The sequence below is a fragment of the Pseudomonas deceptionensis genome, from assembly GCF_900106095.1.
Lineage (GTDB): Bacteria > Pseudomonadota > Gammaproteobacteria > Pseudomonadales > Pseudomonadaceae > Aquipseudomonas > Aquipseudomonas deceptionensis.
Genome location: NZ_FNUD01000002.1, coordinates 713,358 through 728,870 on the forward strand (window position 1 = coordinate 713,358; position 15,513 = coordinate 728,870).

A 15,513-nucleotide genomic window follows, 5' to 3' on the forward strand; every position below is an offset into this window, starting at 1 on the left:
TGGAAGGCTCGCAAAAAGCGTTCTCCCGCTATCAAAGACTCCAAACACTCAGCTCGCGCAAAGCAGCTGCGGCTAGAAAACCCCCTTGCATAAACACTCTGCCATCACAATAATGCGACTGATTACCAATTACACCTTGGTGACATCATTATGTCGGCGCTCGATCATTCAGTTCTGCATCGGTTGTACAGCGAACACAACGGTTGGCTAAAGGGCTGGTTACGAGCCCGACTGGGCAATACGGCGGATGCGTGCGACCTGGCTCAAGACACGTTTCTGCGGGTTATGACCGCACGCCACGATGCTCCAATCCGTGAGCCAAGAAGTTATCTGAGTGCCATTGCCCGTGCGCTTTTGATCGACAAGGTCCGCCGTCGAACCATTGAGCAGGCTTACTTGCAAGCGTTGGCCTTGAGGCCTGAACCCGTGGATATTTCGCCGGAGATACGCCTGTCGATCATCGAAACGCTGATTTCGATCGACTGCATGCTCGATGAACTCGGTACCAGGACTCGGGAGATTTTCCTGGCGGTGCAGCTTGAAGGCCTGAGCTACGTTACCGCGGCTGAGCGTTTCGGTGTGTCGGTCACCACAGTCAAAAATCATTTGATCCGCGCCATGACCCGCTGCCTGTTGCTGGTCGAGAATTGATGCCCTCCTCCCCGGACTTCAAGACGCTTGAAGCCGCCGCCACCTGGTACGTGCAACTCAATGACGGCGCTGTCAGCGAGGCGCGGACACGGGCCTGGCAGACGTGGGTCAAGGCCTGCCCACAGCACGCGGCGGCCTGGGCCCGCGTGGAAAAATTTCAACGCCAATGGGCAACGATCCCGCCAAAAGCAGCCCTGCGCAGCCTTGATGCTGCGAACGCTCAACGCCGTGACGTGCTGAAAATTCTGGCCATGTTGCTGGCCGTTGGCAGCGGTACATGGCTGGCGGCTGAGCAAGTTCCGTATCGCACGATGCTCGCCGGGGAACGTACCGGCATCCGTGAGCGGCGCTCGCTGCGTCTGGACGATGGCTCACATCTGGAACTGAACGCTGGCACGGCGCTGGATATCCACTTCGACTCAAAACAGCGGCTGATCCGCCTGCACCGTGGCGAAATTCTTGTTCAGACCGCCAAGGACCCTGACCAGCGCCCGTTTATCGTGCACACCGGGAATGGCAGCGTACGTGCCCTCGGCACCCGGTTCAGCGTGCGTCAATTGCCTGAGCACACGCGGGTCGGTGTGCTGCAATCGGCTGTTGAAATACGGCCCCTCGGGCACGTTGACCGGCCCATGCGCCTGGAAGCCGGGCAACAAGTCACTTTCGATCGCGATAACGTCGATGACGTTCAGCCTCTGCCTTCGGGTTCAACTGCCTGGGTGCAGGGGATGTTGAGCGTGGACGACTGGCGGTTGGGCGACTTTATCGAGGAGTTGGGGCGCTATCGCCCAGGGGTACTGCGCTGTGCAACATCGGTTCAGAACCTGAGTATTTCAGGGGCTTTTCGTCTCGATGACACCGAGACAGTACTGGAGAACCTGGGTAAATCCTTACCGGTGAAGGTTCGTTACCTGACCCGTTACTGGGCCAGTATCGAACCGGCATAAGCACACGCACAAAATGTGGCCCTTAACCTTGCTGATTTTGATTCTCATCCGTCAATGACATAAGCCGCGATCGCAGCGAGTTTCTGCCATGACCACGCAAGGATCACCGAATGCCCCCGCTCCCCCTCAATGCCACCACCAAAATAACCCGCGCTGTGCGCCTGGCGGTATTTGGCGCGTCCCTCGCCAGCCTGTCCGGCCTGGCCTTGATACCCGCTCAGGCAGCTGCACAAAGCCAGACGGTTTATCAGATCGACGCTGGTCCGCTGGGCAAGGCCCTGACCCAATTCGGCGTGCAAGCGGGGGTCACGATTTCGTTCGACACTGAACAGGCCCGACACCTCAACACCGACGGGCTTGAAGGCTCATACAGCGTCGAGGAAGGCCTGGACCGCTTGCTTGCCACCAGCGGCTTGCAAGCCGAGCGCCAGAGCAACGGGGGTTACGTACTGGTCGCCAGTAACACCGAAGCCGCGCTGGAGCTGGGGGCCACTCAGGTCGTCACCAACCAGTTGGGTACCGTCACCGAAGGTACGGGCTCCTACACGCCAGGGGCCATTGCAACGGCCACCCGCCTGGTACTGACACCCCGAGAGACGCCGCAATCGATCAGCGTGATCACCCGTCAGCACATGGATGACTTCGCGCTCGACAATGTCGACGACGTGATGCGCCATACCCCGGGCATTACCGTATCGGCCTATGACACTGACCGGACCAACTACTACTCCCGCGGTTTTTCGATCAATAACTTCCAGTACGACGGCATTCCCTCCGCCGTGCGCAACGTCGCGTATTCGGCGGGCAACACCCTGAGCGACATGGCGATCTATGACCGTATCGAAGTGCTCAAGGGCGCCTCCGGTCTGCTCAGCGGGGCGGGTTCGCTGGGGGGCACCATCAACCTGGTGCGCAAGAAACCCACCCGCGATTTTCACGGCCATATCACCGCAGGCGCAGGCTCCTGGGACAACTACCGCACTGAAGTGGACCTCAGCGGCCCGTTGACCGAAACCGGCAATGTACGCGGTCGAGCGGTGGCGGCCTATCAGGACCGGCAGTCGTATATCGACCGCTACTCGAACGAGAGCTCGGTGTTCTACGGCATCCTCGAATTCGACCTGTCGCCCGACACCTTGCTGACCGTGGGCGCCGACTATCAGGACAACAAACCCCAGGGTTCTACCTGGTCGGGGAGTTTTCCGCTCTACAACTACGCGGGTGAAATCAACAGCGCCAAACGCTCGTTCAGCAACGCCACTGACTGGAGCAGCTGGCAGCAATACACCCGTACCGTCTTCGCGACCCTGGAACAGGATCTGGGCAGTGGCTGGGTGGGCAAGCTGCAACTGGACCACAAGATCAATGGCTACGATGCCCAATTGGGGGCCATCCAGTTCAACCAGCCTGCGGCGGATGGCACCGCCAAAATCAACGCACAACGCTACAAGGGCGAAACCGTCAGCGACGCGGCTGATATTTATGTCAGCGGCCCCTACGATTTTCTGGGGCGCGAGCATGAGCTGGTGCTGGGCGGTTCGATCAGTACCGCGAACTGGAAAGGCAAAGGCTATTGGGACGTGACCTTCGGCACGCCGAACATCGTCGATTACTTCAACTGGGACGGGCACCTGGCCAAACCTGACTGGGGCAGCGCCTCGCAAATCAGCGATGACACCGTGCGCCAGACAGGCATGTACGCCACCACGCGCCTGAATGTCACCGATGAACTGAAGGTCTTTCTGGGCGGGCGAGTGGTCGACTACACCCTGACCGGTACTACCAATACTTACCGCGAATCGGGGCGTTTGATTCCCTACGCCGGTATCACCTATGACCTGACCGACTACCTGACGGCATACGCCAGCTACACCGACGTGTTCATGCCCCAGGAGTTCTACAACCTGGATCGCAACAGCAAGATGCTGGACCCGGACGAGGGCGAAAACTATGAAGTCGGCCTCAAGAGCGAGTTCTTCGACGGTCGCCTGAACGCCAGCCTGGCGTATTTTGAGGTCAAGGAAAGCAATCGCCCCATCCCTGACGATGCCTGGAACAACCTGTCACCCACCCCGCCCAACTATGCCTTCAAGGGCACTGCCGCGAGAACCAAGGGTTACGAGCTGGAAGTATCCGGTGAGCTGAGCCCGGGCTGGAGCCTGCAGGCGGGGTACACCCACAAGGTGGTACGCGATGACACCGGCAAAAAGATTTCGACCTTTGAACCCGAAGATCAACTGAGTTTCTACACCATCTACAAGCTCAAGGGCGACCTGAACAAAGTCTCCGTAGGCGGTGGCGCACGCTGGCAGAGCTCGGCCTGGCAAGAGATGTACAACAGCCCCAAGGACCGGTACGAAGACTTCTCGCAAAAACCCTACTGGGTGGTGGACCTGATGACCCGCTACCAATTCACTGAAAACCTGTCGACCACGCTTAACGTCAACAACGTCTTCGACAAGTACTACTTCACCAATATCGGGTTCTATAACTCCGCGATTTATGGAGAACCACGCAACTTCATGCTGACCACCCGCTGGGATTTCTGACCCCGGCGCGTATCGAAAAAAGGCTCACCGCAAGGTGGGCCTTTTATGTTTCTGGCCCACTGACAGATGACCCCACATCATCTGTCCCGTGAAAAACCATCCTTTGTCAGCCCCGCAGCCGTGCCCTCTAATTGCCGAAAGCAAAGTGACTCCGATCACTTATTTCAACAATAAAAGCGCTTCCCGGAGCATCTCCCATGCACAGCGGTCCCACTCTATTGCTGGTGTTGTTTTGCGCCATAGCCCTGATTGTTTTTCTTATCGTCAAAGTTCGCGTCCATGCCTTTTTGGCACTGACCGCTGCAAGCTTTGTGGTGGGGATCGGGTCAGGTATGCCGTTGGTAAAAATTGCTTCTTCATATGAAGCCGGTGTCGGCGGAACTCTCGGGTTCCTGGCAACGATCATTGGCCTGGGCGGGATTCTGGGCAAGATGCTGGAAGAGTCCGGTGGCGCGGAGCGCATTGCTCAGGCGCTGTTGAGCGCGCTGGGTAAAGAACGCGCCTCGTGGGCCATGATGCTGGTCGGCTTTATCGCCGGCATTCCGGTGTTTTTCGAGGTGGGTTTCGTTCTGCTGATTCCGTTGATTTATGTGGTCGCGAAAGAAACCAAAATCAATCTGCTGTATCTGGGTGTGCCCCTGGCCGTGTCGCTGATGGCGGTCCATTGCATGTTGCCGCCCCACCCTGCCGCGATGGCGATCACCGGGATGCTGGGCGCCGATGTCGGCAAGGTGATTTTGTACGGGCTGATCGTCGCACTGCCGACCGCCATCATTGCCGGGCCGCTGTGGGTCAAGCTGGTGTGCAAGCCCCAAGCGCCAGAAGCTCAGGAAGCCTTTCTGAACGAGCATTGTGATGACAGCAAAACCCGGGACTTGCCAGGCCTTGGGGTGACGTTGTTCACCATCTTGTTGCCGCTGATCCTGATGGTCGGCAAAAGCTTCACCGCAGGCCTGCCCCATGACTCCATGGCCTTCAACGTTATTTCGTTCCTGGGCACGCCGTTGATCGCACTGTCGATTGCCGTGGTGTTCGCTTACTGGGCACTGGGTTTGCGTCGCGGTTTGTCCATGCCGGATTTGCTCGCTTACACTCAAAAAAGCTTTCCTCCGCTGGCCAGCATCCTGCTGATCATCGGCGCCGGCGGCGCATTCAACGGCATTCTGGTCGACAGTGGCGTGGGTAGCGCGCTGTCCGCCTCTTTGACGCAACTGAATATGAACCCCATCGTTCTGGCGTGGCTGGTGGCCGGCCTGATGCACTTCGCCGTCGGTTCGGCAACGGTCGCGATGATCAGCGCCGCAGGCATGGTCTTGCCTATGCTGGGTGCTCATCCAACCGTGAGCAAAGAGATCATCTGTATCGCCATCGGCGCCGGCGCCATGGGCTGGACTCACGTCACGGACTCGGCCTTCTGGGTGGTCAAGGAATACCTGGGCGTGTCACTGACCGACGCCTTGAAAACGTTCACCACCGCCACCGTGCTGGCTTCGACTGTCGCACTGGGGCTGACCCTGTTGCTGGCGAATTTTGTTTGATCCAACCCGTATTTTCAGCCTTATCGTTTAAAGGGACCCCGTCATGATTTTGGGCAGAACACTTGAAAGCTGGTACGCCAGCTACCCGCTGATTCGCGATCTGGTCGCACTGCAAGAAACCACCTGGTTCAACCCGGGCGTGGCTCCGGTTGCGCAAGCGCTTGGCGATGTAGGGCTGACCGCCGCTGATGTCGCCGATGCCAGCGCCCGACTGGCGCGGTTTGCCTCTTACCTGCGCCGTGCATTCCCTGAAACCGAGTGCAGCGCCGGTATTATCGAGTCCGACATCGTGCCCGTGGCACATCTGCAGCCACTGCTCGGCGAACGTTATGGGCAAACCCTGAACGGTGCGCTGTGGCTCAAGCGCGACAGCCATCTGCCCATTTCGGGTTCGATCAAGGCACGCGGCGGCATTTACGAGGTGCTCAAGCATGCCGAGGACCTGGCCCTGGCCGGTGGCCTGCTGACGCTCGACGATGACTACGCACTGCTGCACAGCGACAAGGCGCGGGCCTTTTTCGGGCAGTACAAAATAGCCGTCGGCTCCACCGGCAATCTGGGTATGTCGATCGGCATCATGGGCGCCGCGCTGGGCTTTGAAGTGACCGTGCATATGTCGGCAGATGCCCGGCAATGGAAGAAAGACAAACTTCGCTCCCACGGCGTGACGGTGATCGAATACGCCAGCGATTACAGCGTGGCCGTGGCTCAGGGTCGCCAGCAAGCAGAGTCCGACCCGGCCTGCCATTTCGTGGACGATGAAAACTCGGTCAACCTGTTTCTGGGTTACGCAGTGGCCGGCGAGCGCTTGAAGCAGCAATTGGCGGCGGCGCAGATCACCGTGGATGCGCAGCATCCCCTGTTCGTGTACCTGCCCTGCGGTGTGGGTGGTGCTCCCGGCGGCGTGGCCTTTGGCCTGAAGCTGGCCTTTGGTGACGCCGTACACTGCATCTTCGCCGAACCCACCCATTCGCCGTGCATGATGCTGGGCGTCTATACCGGGCTGCACGACGAAGTCAGCGTGCAGGATTTCGGTATTGATAACGTCACCGCCGCAGACGGTTTGGCCGTAGGCCGCGCTTCCGGTTTTGTCGGCAAGGCCATGCAGCGCTTGCTGGACGGTTTCTACACTGTCAGCGACGAAGAAATGTACAGCTTGCTGGCACTGATGGAACGCAGTGAAGGTCTGCGCCTTGAGCCTTCCGCGCTGGCTGGCGTACCCGGCATTGCCAGGGTTCTGGCCGATCAGCAAGGCTACCTGGCCCGCACAGGTCTGGACCAACAGGCCATGGCCAACGCCACCCATCTGGTTTGGGCAACCGGCGGCAATATGGTGCCTGCTGACGAGATGGACGCTTATCTGGCCAAGGGCCGTGAGTTGCTGGGCTGATTCAAGCACAAAGCGGATGTGGCAAGATGCACGCATTGCCACATCCCGCCACGCGCCGTAATGCTATGACCCCCTCAGTGGGAGCGAGCCTGCTCGCGAAGGTTTCAACGCGTCGCGAGCAGTATTACGCCAGAAGTCAGCCTTTGGCTTGAGGGAAACCCGCCGTGCTTAATCTTCCTCCCCGTATCAGCTCCCGGCTCAACAGCAGCCAGTTCGCCAACCTTCACACTTTTTTGGTAGCCGCCCGGCATCTGAGCTTCGCCCGTGCGGCACAAGAGCTGTGCCTGACAGCCAGCGCCGTGAGCCACCGCATCAGCCGGCTGGAAGCTGCGCTAAACATGAAACTGTTCCAGCGCCTGACCCGGCAAGTCAGCCTGACTGACGAAGGCGAGCGAATCTTCGAAATCCTCCAGAGTGCGATGGGCGAATTGTCCGAAGCGCTTGAGCAGTCATCCCAGGCAGAAATCGCCGGTTCCATTGCACTCTATGCCAGGCCCTCGGTCGCCCAATGCTGGCTGGTGCCCCGGCTGGCCGACTTTATGGAGCGGTACCCGCTGGTCTCACTGGACCTGCGAGTGGGCAATGACAATGTCGACTTTCGCACCCGCAAAATTGACCTGGCCTTGTATTACGCCAATGGCGAATTTCCCGGGCTGACGAGCCATCGATTGATGCGCGAGCAAATGGCGCCGGTGTGCAGCCCTGAATATGCAAAACGCCATCGCCTGAAGGAAAACCCGGAAAACGTGCGCCATTGCACCACCCTGCACGACTCCCTGGCCTGGGATCATGCCGCCTATGACGCCGAGTGGACCCTGTGGGCCGAGCAGCACAACCTGCTGGCGGCACTGCCCAAACGCACCTTGACCTTCGACCGCTCGGACCTCTGCGTGACGGCCGCCATGAACCACGCCGGAATCGCCATCGGGCGCCAGCAACTGGTGCAAAAGCGGGTTGATCGCGGCGAGCTGATATTGCCTTTTGGCGGTTTCAGCCGGTGCGGCCACTACGACTATTACCTGGTTCACTCACCGCTAAGCGTTGTGCCCAAGCGCTTGCAAGTGTTTATGAACTGGTTGCATGAATGTGCGCAGCAGGAGAAGACGTTTGAGTAGAAGTGCTTAAACAAAGCCGTACGATCGAACACTGCACCTGCAAAAACGCCCCGAACCAGTCGGGGCGTTTTTTGTTCAGATGTCCGGCCTGGCTGACAGGCCGGTGGCATCAGAAGATGCTGATCGGGTAATCAACAAATACACGGACTTCGTTGCCGCCAACGTTGTATTCGCTGGCGTTGTTGGAAACGCGCAACCACGAACCGCGCAGACGCACGCTCAAGTCTTTGACCGGGCCGCTTTGTACAACGTACTTGGCCTGGTTGAAGATTTCGCGCTCGGTACCACGGCCACGGTCGGAACCGTCGTCGATGTTGGTGCCGCGCACGTAGGCGATGTTGTAGGTCAGACCCGGAATACCAACGGAGCCGAAGTCGAAGCCATAACCCAACTGCCACGAACGTTCGTCCTTGGCGTTGAAGTCGGACCAGTAGGAGTTGGCCAGCAAGATGGTGTTGCCGCCATCACCCACGCCGCCTGCGTTGCGGTAGCCGCCGTACGGGTAGCCGATTTCGCCGGTGCTGCTCTGGTAAGCCAGGGTCACCGTGTGTGCGCCAAAGCCGTAGGTGGTTGCCAGGCTCCAGATCTTGTTGTCCTGGCCGTCAACTTTCAGCACGTCACGTGCGTAGTCGTCGTTGACGTGAGTGCGGTAGCCGTTGAAGTCAAACGTCAGGGACTGTTTGTCTTGCAGCGGCAGCGCGTAGGTCACGCCCACGTATTGCTTACGCAGCTCATCTTCCATCTCGGAGCCGTACAGCGAAGCCGACAGGTTGTCGGTGAACTTGTAGCTACCGCCAAACACGTTGATGCTTTTCAGGTCGCCGCTGTCGCGCGCTTCAGCACTCTTGCGCGATTCTGCGGTGAAACGACCGACGTTCAGCTCCAGGCCGTTGATCTCTTTGGAGGTCAACAGGGTGCCGGTGAAGCTTTCTGGCATCAGGCGCGAGTTGTCGTACATCAGCACCGGCAGCGCAGGCATTTGATCGCCGTACTTGAGTACGGTGTTGGACACACGCACTTTCACTGCAGCGCCAGCCTTGGCGATGTCGTCAGCCGCTTTGCCGCTGGCGCCTTGCTTGAAGAAGTCGATACCGCCCGCGCCGCTTTTGCCACGGCCGCCGTCCAGACGCAGTGCGTAAATGCCGAAAGCATCCACACCCACGCCCACGGTGCCTTGGGTGAAGCCCGAGCTGAAGGTGCCGAGGAAGCCTTGGCCCCATTCAGCTTTATCTTGCTTGCCATTTTTGTAGTCACGGCTGATGTAGGCGTTGCGCGCCAATACATTGAGGTGACTGTCTTCTACAAAACCTTTTGCGTCAGCTTGATCGTTAGCCATGGCCTGGGTAGCACTGAGTACGCCCAAAGCGAGCAGACCTATCCGTTTGTTCAACATTTTATTTTCCTTATTTCTGAATAGAGGCGCGCTGTGGGTATCAAGCTGAAACATTGAGTGGTGGTTGCTTCACATAAACAAAAAAAAACCTGCATGAAGATTCAGTGCAGGACTTTTGGATAGTCGGTGTAAGGCTTATCGCCACAGGCGTTGGCGGGAATCCTAGCTGCCGTGACGGCGAAGTGTCAATTTCGTGAAAAAATTGTTAATTGGGCGATTTATTTTTCATTTTTAGCAAACTGTTAAAAATTATTACTGGCAGCCATCCAGGCCGCAGGATGGAGCTGAACCGCTTGAGTCTTGCCCGCGCACTGCATCCAGCTGGCGCAACCAGTCACCAAAGGCTTGCGGCTTGCCCAGATACGGCCCCAGGTCGATCACTTGGTACTGACCGGACTGTTCTAAAACTACGGTCGGAAAGCCTTGCCCACCGACCCGTGACAACAACTGGCGGCTGGCCTTGAAGTGCGCCTGGGTCACCTCACCACTGACCGCAACATAAGCCGCGCGAAACCCGTCGGCCGCCAGGCCCATTTCAACCGCTATTGCCATCAGCACGTCGTCATCGGCAATCCGCCGCCCTTCTACGTAGTGCGCCGTTTGCAAACGTCCCAACAGCTCCAGCCCGCGCCCGGCCAACTGTTCAGCGGCCAGCACCGCGCTGGTCGGCGGTGCCGAATCAAACACCGCCGTGGTGTCGCGCAGCAAACCTTCAAAGTAGGCCTCACCAAACGGCTGCCCGGTGTATTGCGCGATCCGCACATCGTGCGGCATCACATAGTCACGCAGCTGCGCCGACACAGGGCGGCGCTGCGCGCCGGTCATCATCCCGCCGCCATGGGCCACCACCGGCAAAATGTCGCGGGCCTGGTCAATCAGCGGCTTGGCGCCGTAGCACCAGCCGCACAGGGGGTCGTAGATGTAATGCAGGACAGGCATGGCAGTCATGGTTTGCTCCGTATGTTCAATAAATCAGAGCGCCAGCCTAGCCTTCTGTCATACCGGGAAAAACGCCGGTATGGCTTCTAGTGTGTTTCGAGAACCGGGCGAATCAGGTGTGGCAAGGGCTGCACGGCAACGAAACAAATAGATACATATTTGCAGTCGTCATGAATGGCAATAGTTAACATTTGGTAACGACAACCATTACTATTCGCGCCCTAAAAAATATAACTCCTCCCCACCGCCCGGACACTCCTCAACCATGCTTTCCCCCCGCCGTTTAACACCCCTGAATCTGGGGTTTTGTGCCTTGCTGTACGCCGGATTTGGCAACGCTGCCACCCTACTCCCCGAGCTGTCGATCAGCGCCAGCGAGGCCGAGGCCGATGACCCGCGTGTCAAAGATGTAACCACCGCCACTCGCACTTCGACGCCTGCGCGTTATGTACCCCAAGCCATCGACTCGGTGAAGACCGCCAACCTGCTGGATTACGGGATCAACAGCATTGGCGAAGCCTTAAGCGGCATCCCCAACGTCAGCAGCACAGCCGATACCCGCTTCGACAGCCTGCGCATCCGCGGTTTTGACGCCAGCAACGACTTTTATCTGGACGGTATTCGCGACGACAGCCAATACGTGCGCGACCTGCACAACATCGAACGCATTGAAGTGCTCAAAGGTCCGGCAGCCGTACTGTATGGCCGGGGCAGCCAGGGCGGGATCATCAACCGCGTCAGCAAGATGCCGCAGTTCGGCCGCCAGTCGAGCATTCAGGCCCAGGGGGGCAGTGAGGATTTGCGCAGCCTGTACGCTGACCTCAGCACCGACCCGAGCGACACCATCAGCCTGCGCCTGAACATGGGCAATGAGGACAAAAACAGCTTTCGAGATAACGTCAGCGGTAACCGCCAACTGTTCGCGCCGTCGATGAGCTGGCAAATCACCCCGGATCTGAACTGGCTGGTGCAGTACGAATACAGCCGCTACAACCGCACCCCGGATCGCGGTATCCCGAGCATCAACGGGCGCCCTGCCGACGTCAGCCGCGGCACGTCGTACGGCGGGAAAAACGATTACATCGATGACAAAACCCAGAACCTGCGCTCACGCCTGAGTTATGAGTTGAGCGAAAACTGGCAACTGCGTCATACCCTCGGCGTGTTCAAACTCGACAGTGAGTTCGAAAACACCTACCTGACCGGCTACGACCCAAAAATCAACAAGGTCAACCGCCAGAGCTGGCAGCAGGACATGAGCACCCGCAACATTTTCAACAACGTCGAGATCGAAGGCGGCTTTGACACCTTTGGCCTTGAGCACCGCCTGCTGACCGGTCTGGAAATCGGCAGTCAGCGTCGCGACCCGAAGCTCTACAAAGCCGCGAGCGTACCCGCAGTTGATCTGTACAACCCGGACCGCACCCTGCACCCGGCCGGAGCGATGCCGATCTTCAGCGACAGCCATACCGAAGTCGAAAGCCAGGGCCTGTATGTTCAGGACCAGATTCGCCTCAACGATCAATGGCAGGTACTGGCCGGTTTGCGTTATGACCGCTTTGATATCGAATCCACCAACTACCTGAAAAAAACCGACCGTACTGAAGACCGCCAAAGCCACAGCACCAGCCCGCGCCTGGGCGTGGTCTGGACCCCGCTGGAGAACCACTCGTTTTACGCATCCTGGACCAAAACGTTCTCCCCGGTGGGCGGCGGCCTGATCGGCATCACCCCGGGGGCGGCCGGAAATACCAATGACCTGAGCCCGGAGCTGACCAAGCAGAAAGAAATCGGCGTGAAAAGCGACTGGATGGATGACCGCCTGAGCACCACGCTGGCGGTGTACGAGCTCGAACTTTATAACCGTCGCACCAAAGACCCCGATGACCCGACGATCACCCTGCTTTCCGGCCTGCAACGCTCACGCGGTATTGAGCTGACGGCCAGCGGCAAGCTCGGCGGCAACTGGTACATGCGCGGTGGCATTGGCCTGCAGGACGCAACGGTGGTCAAGGACAACAACGGCCTCGAAGGTAAACGCATCAATGGCGTAGCCAAGCACAATGGCAGCCTGTACGTGACCTGGAAACCGGAAATGGGCTGGTACGCCGAAACGGGCCTGACCCTGGTGGGGCAGCGTTATGCCGACAACCAGAACACCGTGACATTGGCGGGTTACGGGCGTTGGGATGCGCTGGCGGGGTACCGTGAAAAAGACTGGGATGTCAGCGGTGCGCTGACCAACCTGACCGACCGTTATTACTACGCCTCGGCGACCAGTGCGGCGCAGATCATGCCGGGCGAGCCGCGCAGCCTGGTGATGACGGGGACGTACAAGTTTTAAACCACATATCTGTAGCCGCTGACGAGGAACGAAGGCTGCGTCCGGTCGCGAAGCGATCGTGAAAATGCATCTCACAAACCGAGACGCATGGTTTCACGACTGCCTTGCAGTCGAACGCAGCCTCGCTGCGCTCCTCAGCGGCTACAGGAGCCACGCCGCATCTAGCGGGGTTATGCCTTATGCGGCGCTGGCTGTTGCTGGGTCAGGCAATGAATGTTGCCACCACCCAGCAGCAATTCGCGGCCCGGCACCATCACCACTTCGTGTTGCGGGAAAAGGTTTTGCAGGATGCCTTTGGCTTGCGCATCCATCGGGTCGTCAAAGCTCGGCGCAATGATGCCGCCGTTGACGATCAGGAAGTTGACGTAAGAACCGGCCAAACGCTCCGACGGGTTGCGGTCCTGGCTACCCGCGACTTTGTCGACGCCGTCGCATTCCTCCTGGGTGGCGTACATCGGCCCCGGGATCGGCATTTTGTGTACGACAAACGGTCGGCCTTTGGCGTCAGTACTGGTCGCCAATACGTTCATCGCCGCATGGCAACGGGCATAGTTCGGGTCGCGTTCGTCGTCAGTCCAGGCCAACAGCACTTCACCCGGGCGCACGTAGCAGCAGAAGTTATCCACATGACCGTCGGTTTCATCGTTGAACAGGCCATCGGGCAGCCAGATGATCTTGTCCACAGCCAGTTGCGCACGCAGCACGCCCTCGATCTCTTCGCGGGACAGGTGCGGGTTACGGTTGCGGTTCATCAGGCACTCGGCCGTGGTGATCAGCGTGCCTTCGCCGTCGACGTGGATCGAGCCGCCCTCAAGCACAAAACCTTCGGTGTAGTAACGCGGGCTACGTTCGATTTCCAGCACCTTGCTGGCGACTTGCTGATCGCGGTTCCATGGGAAGTACAAACCGCCGTCAAAACCGCCCCATGCATTGAAATCCCAGTTCACGCCGCGCACTTCACCGCTGTCATTGATGACAAAGGTCGGCCCGCTGTCACGAACCCAGGCGTCGTCGCTAGACATCTCGACCACACGGATATTCGGCACATCCAGTTGCGCCCGGGCATTTTCGTATTGAGCAGCCGACACACCGACCGTCACCGGCTCAAAGCGTGCAATGGCCTTGGCCACCGCGGCGTGCGCCGCCTGGGCAGGCTTGCCGCCCAGACGCCAGTTGTCCGGACGCTCTGGCCAGATCATCCAGGTCTGGGTCTGCGGAGCCCATTCAGCCGGCATGTAAAAGCCGTCAGCGCGTGGCGAACTGTGCAAAGTGGTCATCTGGACTCCTGGAAAGCATCGGGATTTGGATTCGTATAGTAAGAAGACAGTGAACGCTGGCCTGTATCACGTCAACAACGAGCGTCTTTATAGCCGATATATATCTGCAATTAAATTAAATTTTCGAATGTCATGCTGATATAAACCACAAAACACGGATATAAATCCGTCTTTACACCTGTCTCCGTATTTTCCTGACCTCCCACACTTGCACCCTCCCGTACATCCCCACAAGCTATGCGCCAGTCGATTAAAGCCCTCCAGGGAACAAGGAAAATCTCCATGCGCATTTTAGTCACCGGCGGCGCCGGTTTTATTGGTTCAGCGTTGATCCGTCACCTGATCAAAAATACCGGGCATGAAGTCCTCAACCTCGACAAGTTGACCTACGCCGGTAACCTGGAGTCGCTGCAAAGCATCGCCACCGATACCCGTTACGAGTTCGTCCAGGCCGATATCGTCGACCAGGCCGCCGTCAGCGCCGTTATTGCGCGCTTCCAGCCCCAGGCCATCATGCACCTGGCAGCCGAGTCCCACGTAGACCGCTCCATCGACGGCCCGTCGGATTTTATCCAGACCAACATCGTGGGCACCTACAGCCTGCTCGAAGCCACCCGCGCTTACTGGCTGACCCTGCCTGAGCCGGAAAAAAGCGCGTTCCGCTTCCACCATATTTCGACCGATGAAGTGTATGGCGACCTGCACGGCGTCGACGACCTGTTCACCGAAACCACGCCTTACGCACCAAGCTCGCCGTACTCGGCCAGCAAGGCGGCGTCCGACCACCTGGTACGCGCCTGGAACCGCACTTACGGTTTGCCGGTGTTGCTGACCAACTGCTCGAACAACTACGGGCCGTTCCACTTCCCGGAAAAACTGATTCCGCTGGTAATTCTCAACGCCCTGGCCGGTAAGCCGCTGCCGGTGTATGGCAATGGCCTGCAAGTGCGTGACTGGCTGTTCGTCGAAGATCACGCCCGTGCCCTGCTTAAAGTCGTGACCGAAGGCACGGTGGGCGAGACTTACAACATCGGCGGGCACAACGAACAAACCAACATCGATGTGGTGCGCAGCATCTGCACACTGCTTGAAGAACTTGCACCCGCACACCCGGCCGGCGTCGACCAATTTGCCGACCTGATTACCTTCGTCAAGGACCGCCCGGGGCACGACCAGCGCTACGCCATCGACGCCAGCAAAATCGAGCGCGAGCTGGGCTGGGTACCCGAAGAAACATTCGAAACAGGCCTGCGCAAAACCGTGCAGTGGTACCTGGACAACCTGGAGTGGTGTCGCCGGGTTCAAGACGGCAGCTATCAAGGCGAACGACTGGGCTCCACCGAACCCAAGGACTTGATCGCGTGAATGAC

General features: G+C 58.7%; 11 protein-coding genes. 8 read left to right on the forward strand and 3 right to left on the reverse strand.

Annotated elements, in window-relative coordinates; translation table 11 throughout:
- The first annotated feature begins 150 nt into the window (after positions 1–150).
- From BLW11_RS03055 to dsdC, 6 genes are all read left to right on the forward strand, one after another.
- Complete coding sequence (locus BLW11_RS03055; protein WP_048360527.1) at positions 151–651, forward strand: sigma-70 family RNA polymerase sigma factor; 501 nt, start codon at positions 151–153, stop codon at positions 649–651.
- On the forward strand, positions 651–1,598 hold the full coding sequence (locus BLW11_RS03060; protein WP_048360528.1) for a FecR domain-containing protein: 948 nt from the start codon (positions 651–653) through the stop codon (positions 1,596–1,598). Before BLW11_RS03055 ends, BLW11_RS03060 begins: the two co-directional genes overlap by 1 nt.
- A 110-nt stretch (positions 1,599–1,708) precedes the next feature.
- Complete coding sequence (locus BLW11_RS03065; RefSeq protein ID WP_048360529.1) at positions 1,709–4,147, forward strand: TonB-dependent siderophore receptor; 2,439 nt, start codon at positions 1,709–1,711, stop codon at positions 4,145–4,147.
- A 197-nt stretch (positions 4,148–4,344) separates the two neighbouring features.
- The gene (locus tag BLW11_RS03070) at positions 4,345–5,685 is read left to right on the forward strand and encodes a GntT/GntP/DsdX family permease (RefSeq protein ID WP_048360530.1); all 1,341 of its coding nucleotides are present in this window, start codon (positions 4,345–4,347) and stop codon (positions 5,683–5,685) included.
- 43 nt (positions 5,686–5,728) lie between these two features.
- Positions 5,729–7,075 (forward strand): D-serine ammonia-lyase, encoded by a 1,347-nt coding sequence (gene dsdA, locus BLW11_RS03075; protein ID WP_048360531.1) that lies wholly within the window; start codon positions 5,729–5,731, stop codon positions 7,073–7,075.
- Positions 7,076–7,239: 164 nt separating this feature from the next.
- Positions 7,240–8,190, forward strand: a complete 951-nt coding sequence (dsdC, locus tag BLW11_RS03080; protein WP_048360532.1) for a DNA-binding transcriptional regulator DsdC — start codon at positions 7,240–7,242, stop codon at positions 8,188–8,190.
- A 109-nt stretch (positions 8,191–8,299) separates the two neighbouring features.
- Here the strand turns inward: dsdC and BLW11_RS03085 are convergent, their stop codons facing one another.
- Both BLW11_RS03085 and BLW11_RS03090 read right to left on the reverse strand, forming a co-directional pair.
- Complete coding sequence (locus BLW11_RS03085) at positions 8,300–9,583, reverse strand: OprD family porin (protein ID WP_048360533.1); 1,284 nt, start codon at positions 9,581–9,583, stop codon at positions 8,300–8,302.
- Between the two features lie 252 nt (positions 9,584–9,835).
- The gene (locus BLW11_RS03090) at positions 9,836–10,531 is read right to left on the reverse strand and encodes a DsbA family protein (protein ID WP_048360534.1); all 696 of its coding nucleotides are present in this window, start codon (positions 10,529–10,531) and stop codon (positions 9,836–9,838) included.
- A gap of 256 nt (positions 10,532–10,787) precedes the next feature.
- Here BLW11_RS03090 and BLW11_RS03095 point away from each other — a divergent pair, with 256 nt between their 5' ends.
- Positions 10,788–12,866, forward strand: coding sequence for a TonB-dependent receptor (locus tag BLW11_RS03095; protein WP_048360535.1), 2,079 nt, complete (start codon positions 10,788–10,790; stop codon positions 12,864–12,866).
- Positions 12,867–13,036: 170 nt separating this feature from the next.
- On the opposite strand, the gene aguA is transcribed toward BLW11_RS03095, so the two are convergent.
- On the reverse strand, positions 13,037–14,143 hold the full coding sequence (gene aguA, locus BLW11_RS03100) for an agmatine deiminase (RefSeq protein WP_048360536.1): 1,107 nt from the start codon (positions 14,141–14,143) through the stop codon (positions 13,037–13,039).
- Positions 14,144–14,425: 282 nt separating this feature from the next.
- Here aguA and rfbB point away from each other — a divergent pair, with 282 nt between their 5' ends.
- Positions 14,426–15,508, forward strand: coding sequence for a dTDP-glucose 4,6-dehydratase (gene rfbB, locus BLW11_RS03105; protein WP_048360537.1), 1,083 nt, complete (start codon positions 14,426–14,428; stop codon positions 15,506–15,508).
- Positions 15,509–15,513: the final 5 nt, after the last annotated feature.

Bases quoted from the DNA above. Each gene is read 5' to 3' on its own strand.
- BLW11_RS03060 (WP_048360528.1), top strand. From the start codon at position 651: ATGCCCTCCTCCCCGGACTTCAAGACGCTTGAAGCCGCCGCCACCTGG.
- aguA (WP_048360536.1), bottom strand. From the start codon at position 14,143: ATGACCACTTTGCACAGTTCGCCACGCGCTGACGGCTTTTACATGCCG.
- BLW11_RS03085 (WP_048360533.1), bottom strand. From the start codon at position 9,583: ATGTTGAACAAACGGATAGGTCTGCTCGCTTTGGGCGTACTCAGTGCT.
- BLW11_RS03070 (WP_048360530.1), top strand. From the start codon at position 4,345: ATGCACAGCGGTCCCACTCTATTGCTGGTGTTGTTTTGCGCCATAGCC.
- BLW11_RS03095 (WP_048360535.1), top strand. From the start codon at position 10,788: ATGCTTTCCCCCCGCCGTTTAACACCCCTGAATCTGGGGTTTTGTGCC.
- BLW11_RS03055 (WP_048360527.1), top strand. From the start codon at position 151: ATGTCGGCGCTCGATCATTCAGTTCTGCATCGGTTGTACAGCGAACAC.
- BLW11_RS03065 (WP_048360529.1), top strand. From the start codon at position 1,709: ATGCCCCCGCTCCCCCTCAATGCCACCACCAAAATAACCCGCGCTGTG.
- BLW11_RS03090 (WP_048360534.1), bottom strand. From the start codon at position 10,531: ATGACTGCCATGCCTGTCCTGCATTACATCTACGACCCCCTGTGCGGC.
- dsdA (WP_048360531.1), top strand. From the start codon at position 5,729: ATGATTTTGGGCAGAACACTTGAAAGCTGGTACGCCAGCTACCCGCTG.
- rfbB (WP_048360537.1), top strand. From the start codon at position 14,426: ATGCGCATTTTAGTCACCGGCGGCGCCGGTTTTATTGGTTCAGCGTTG.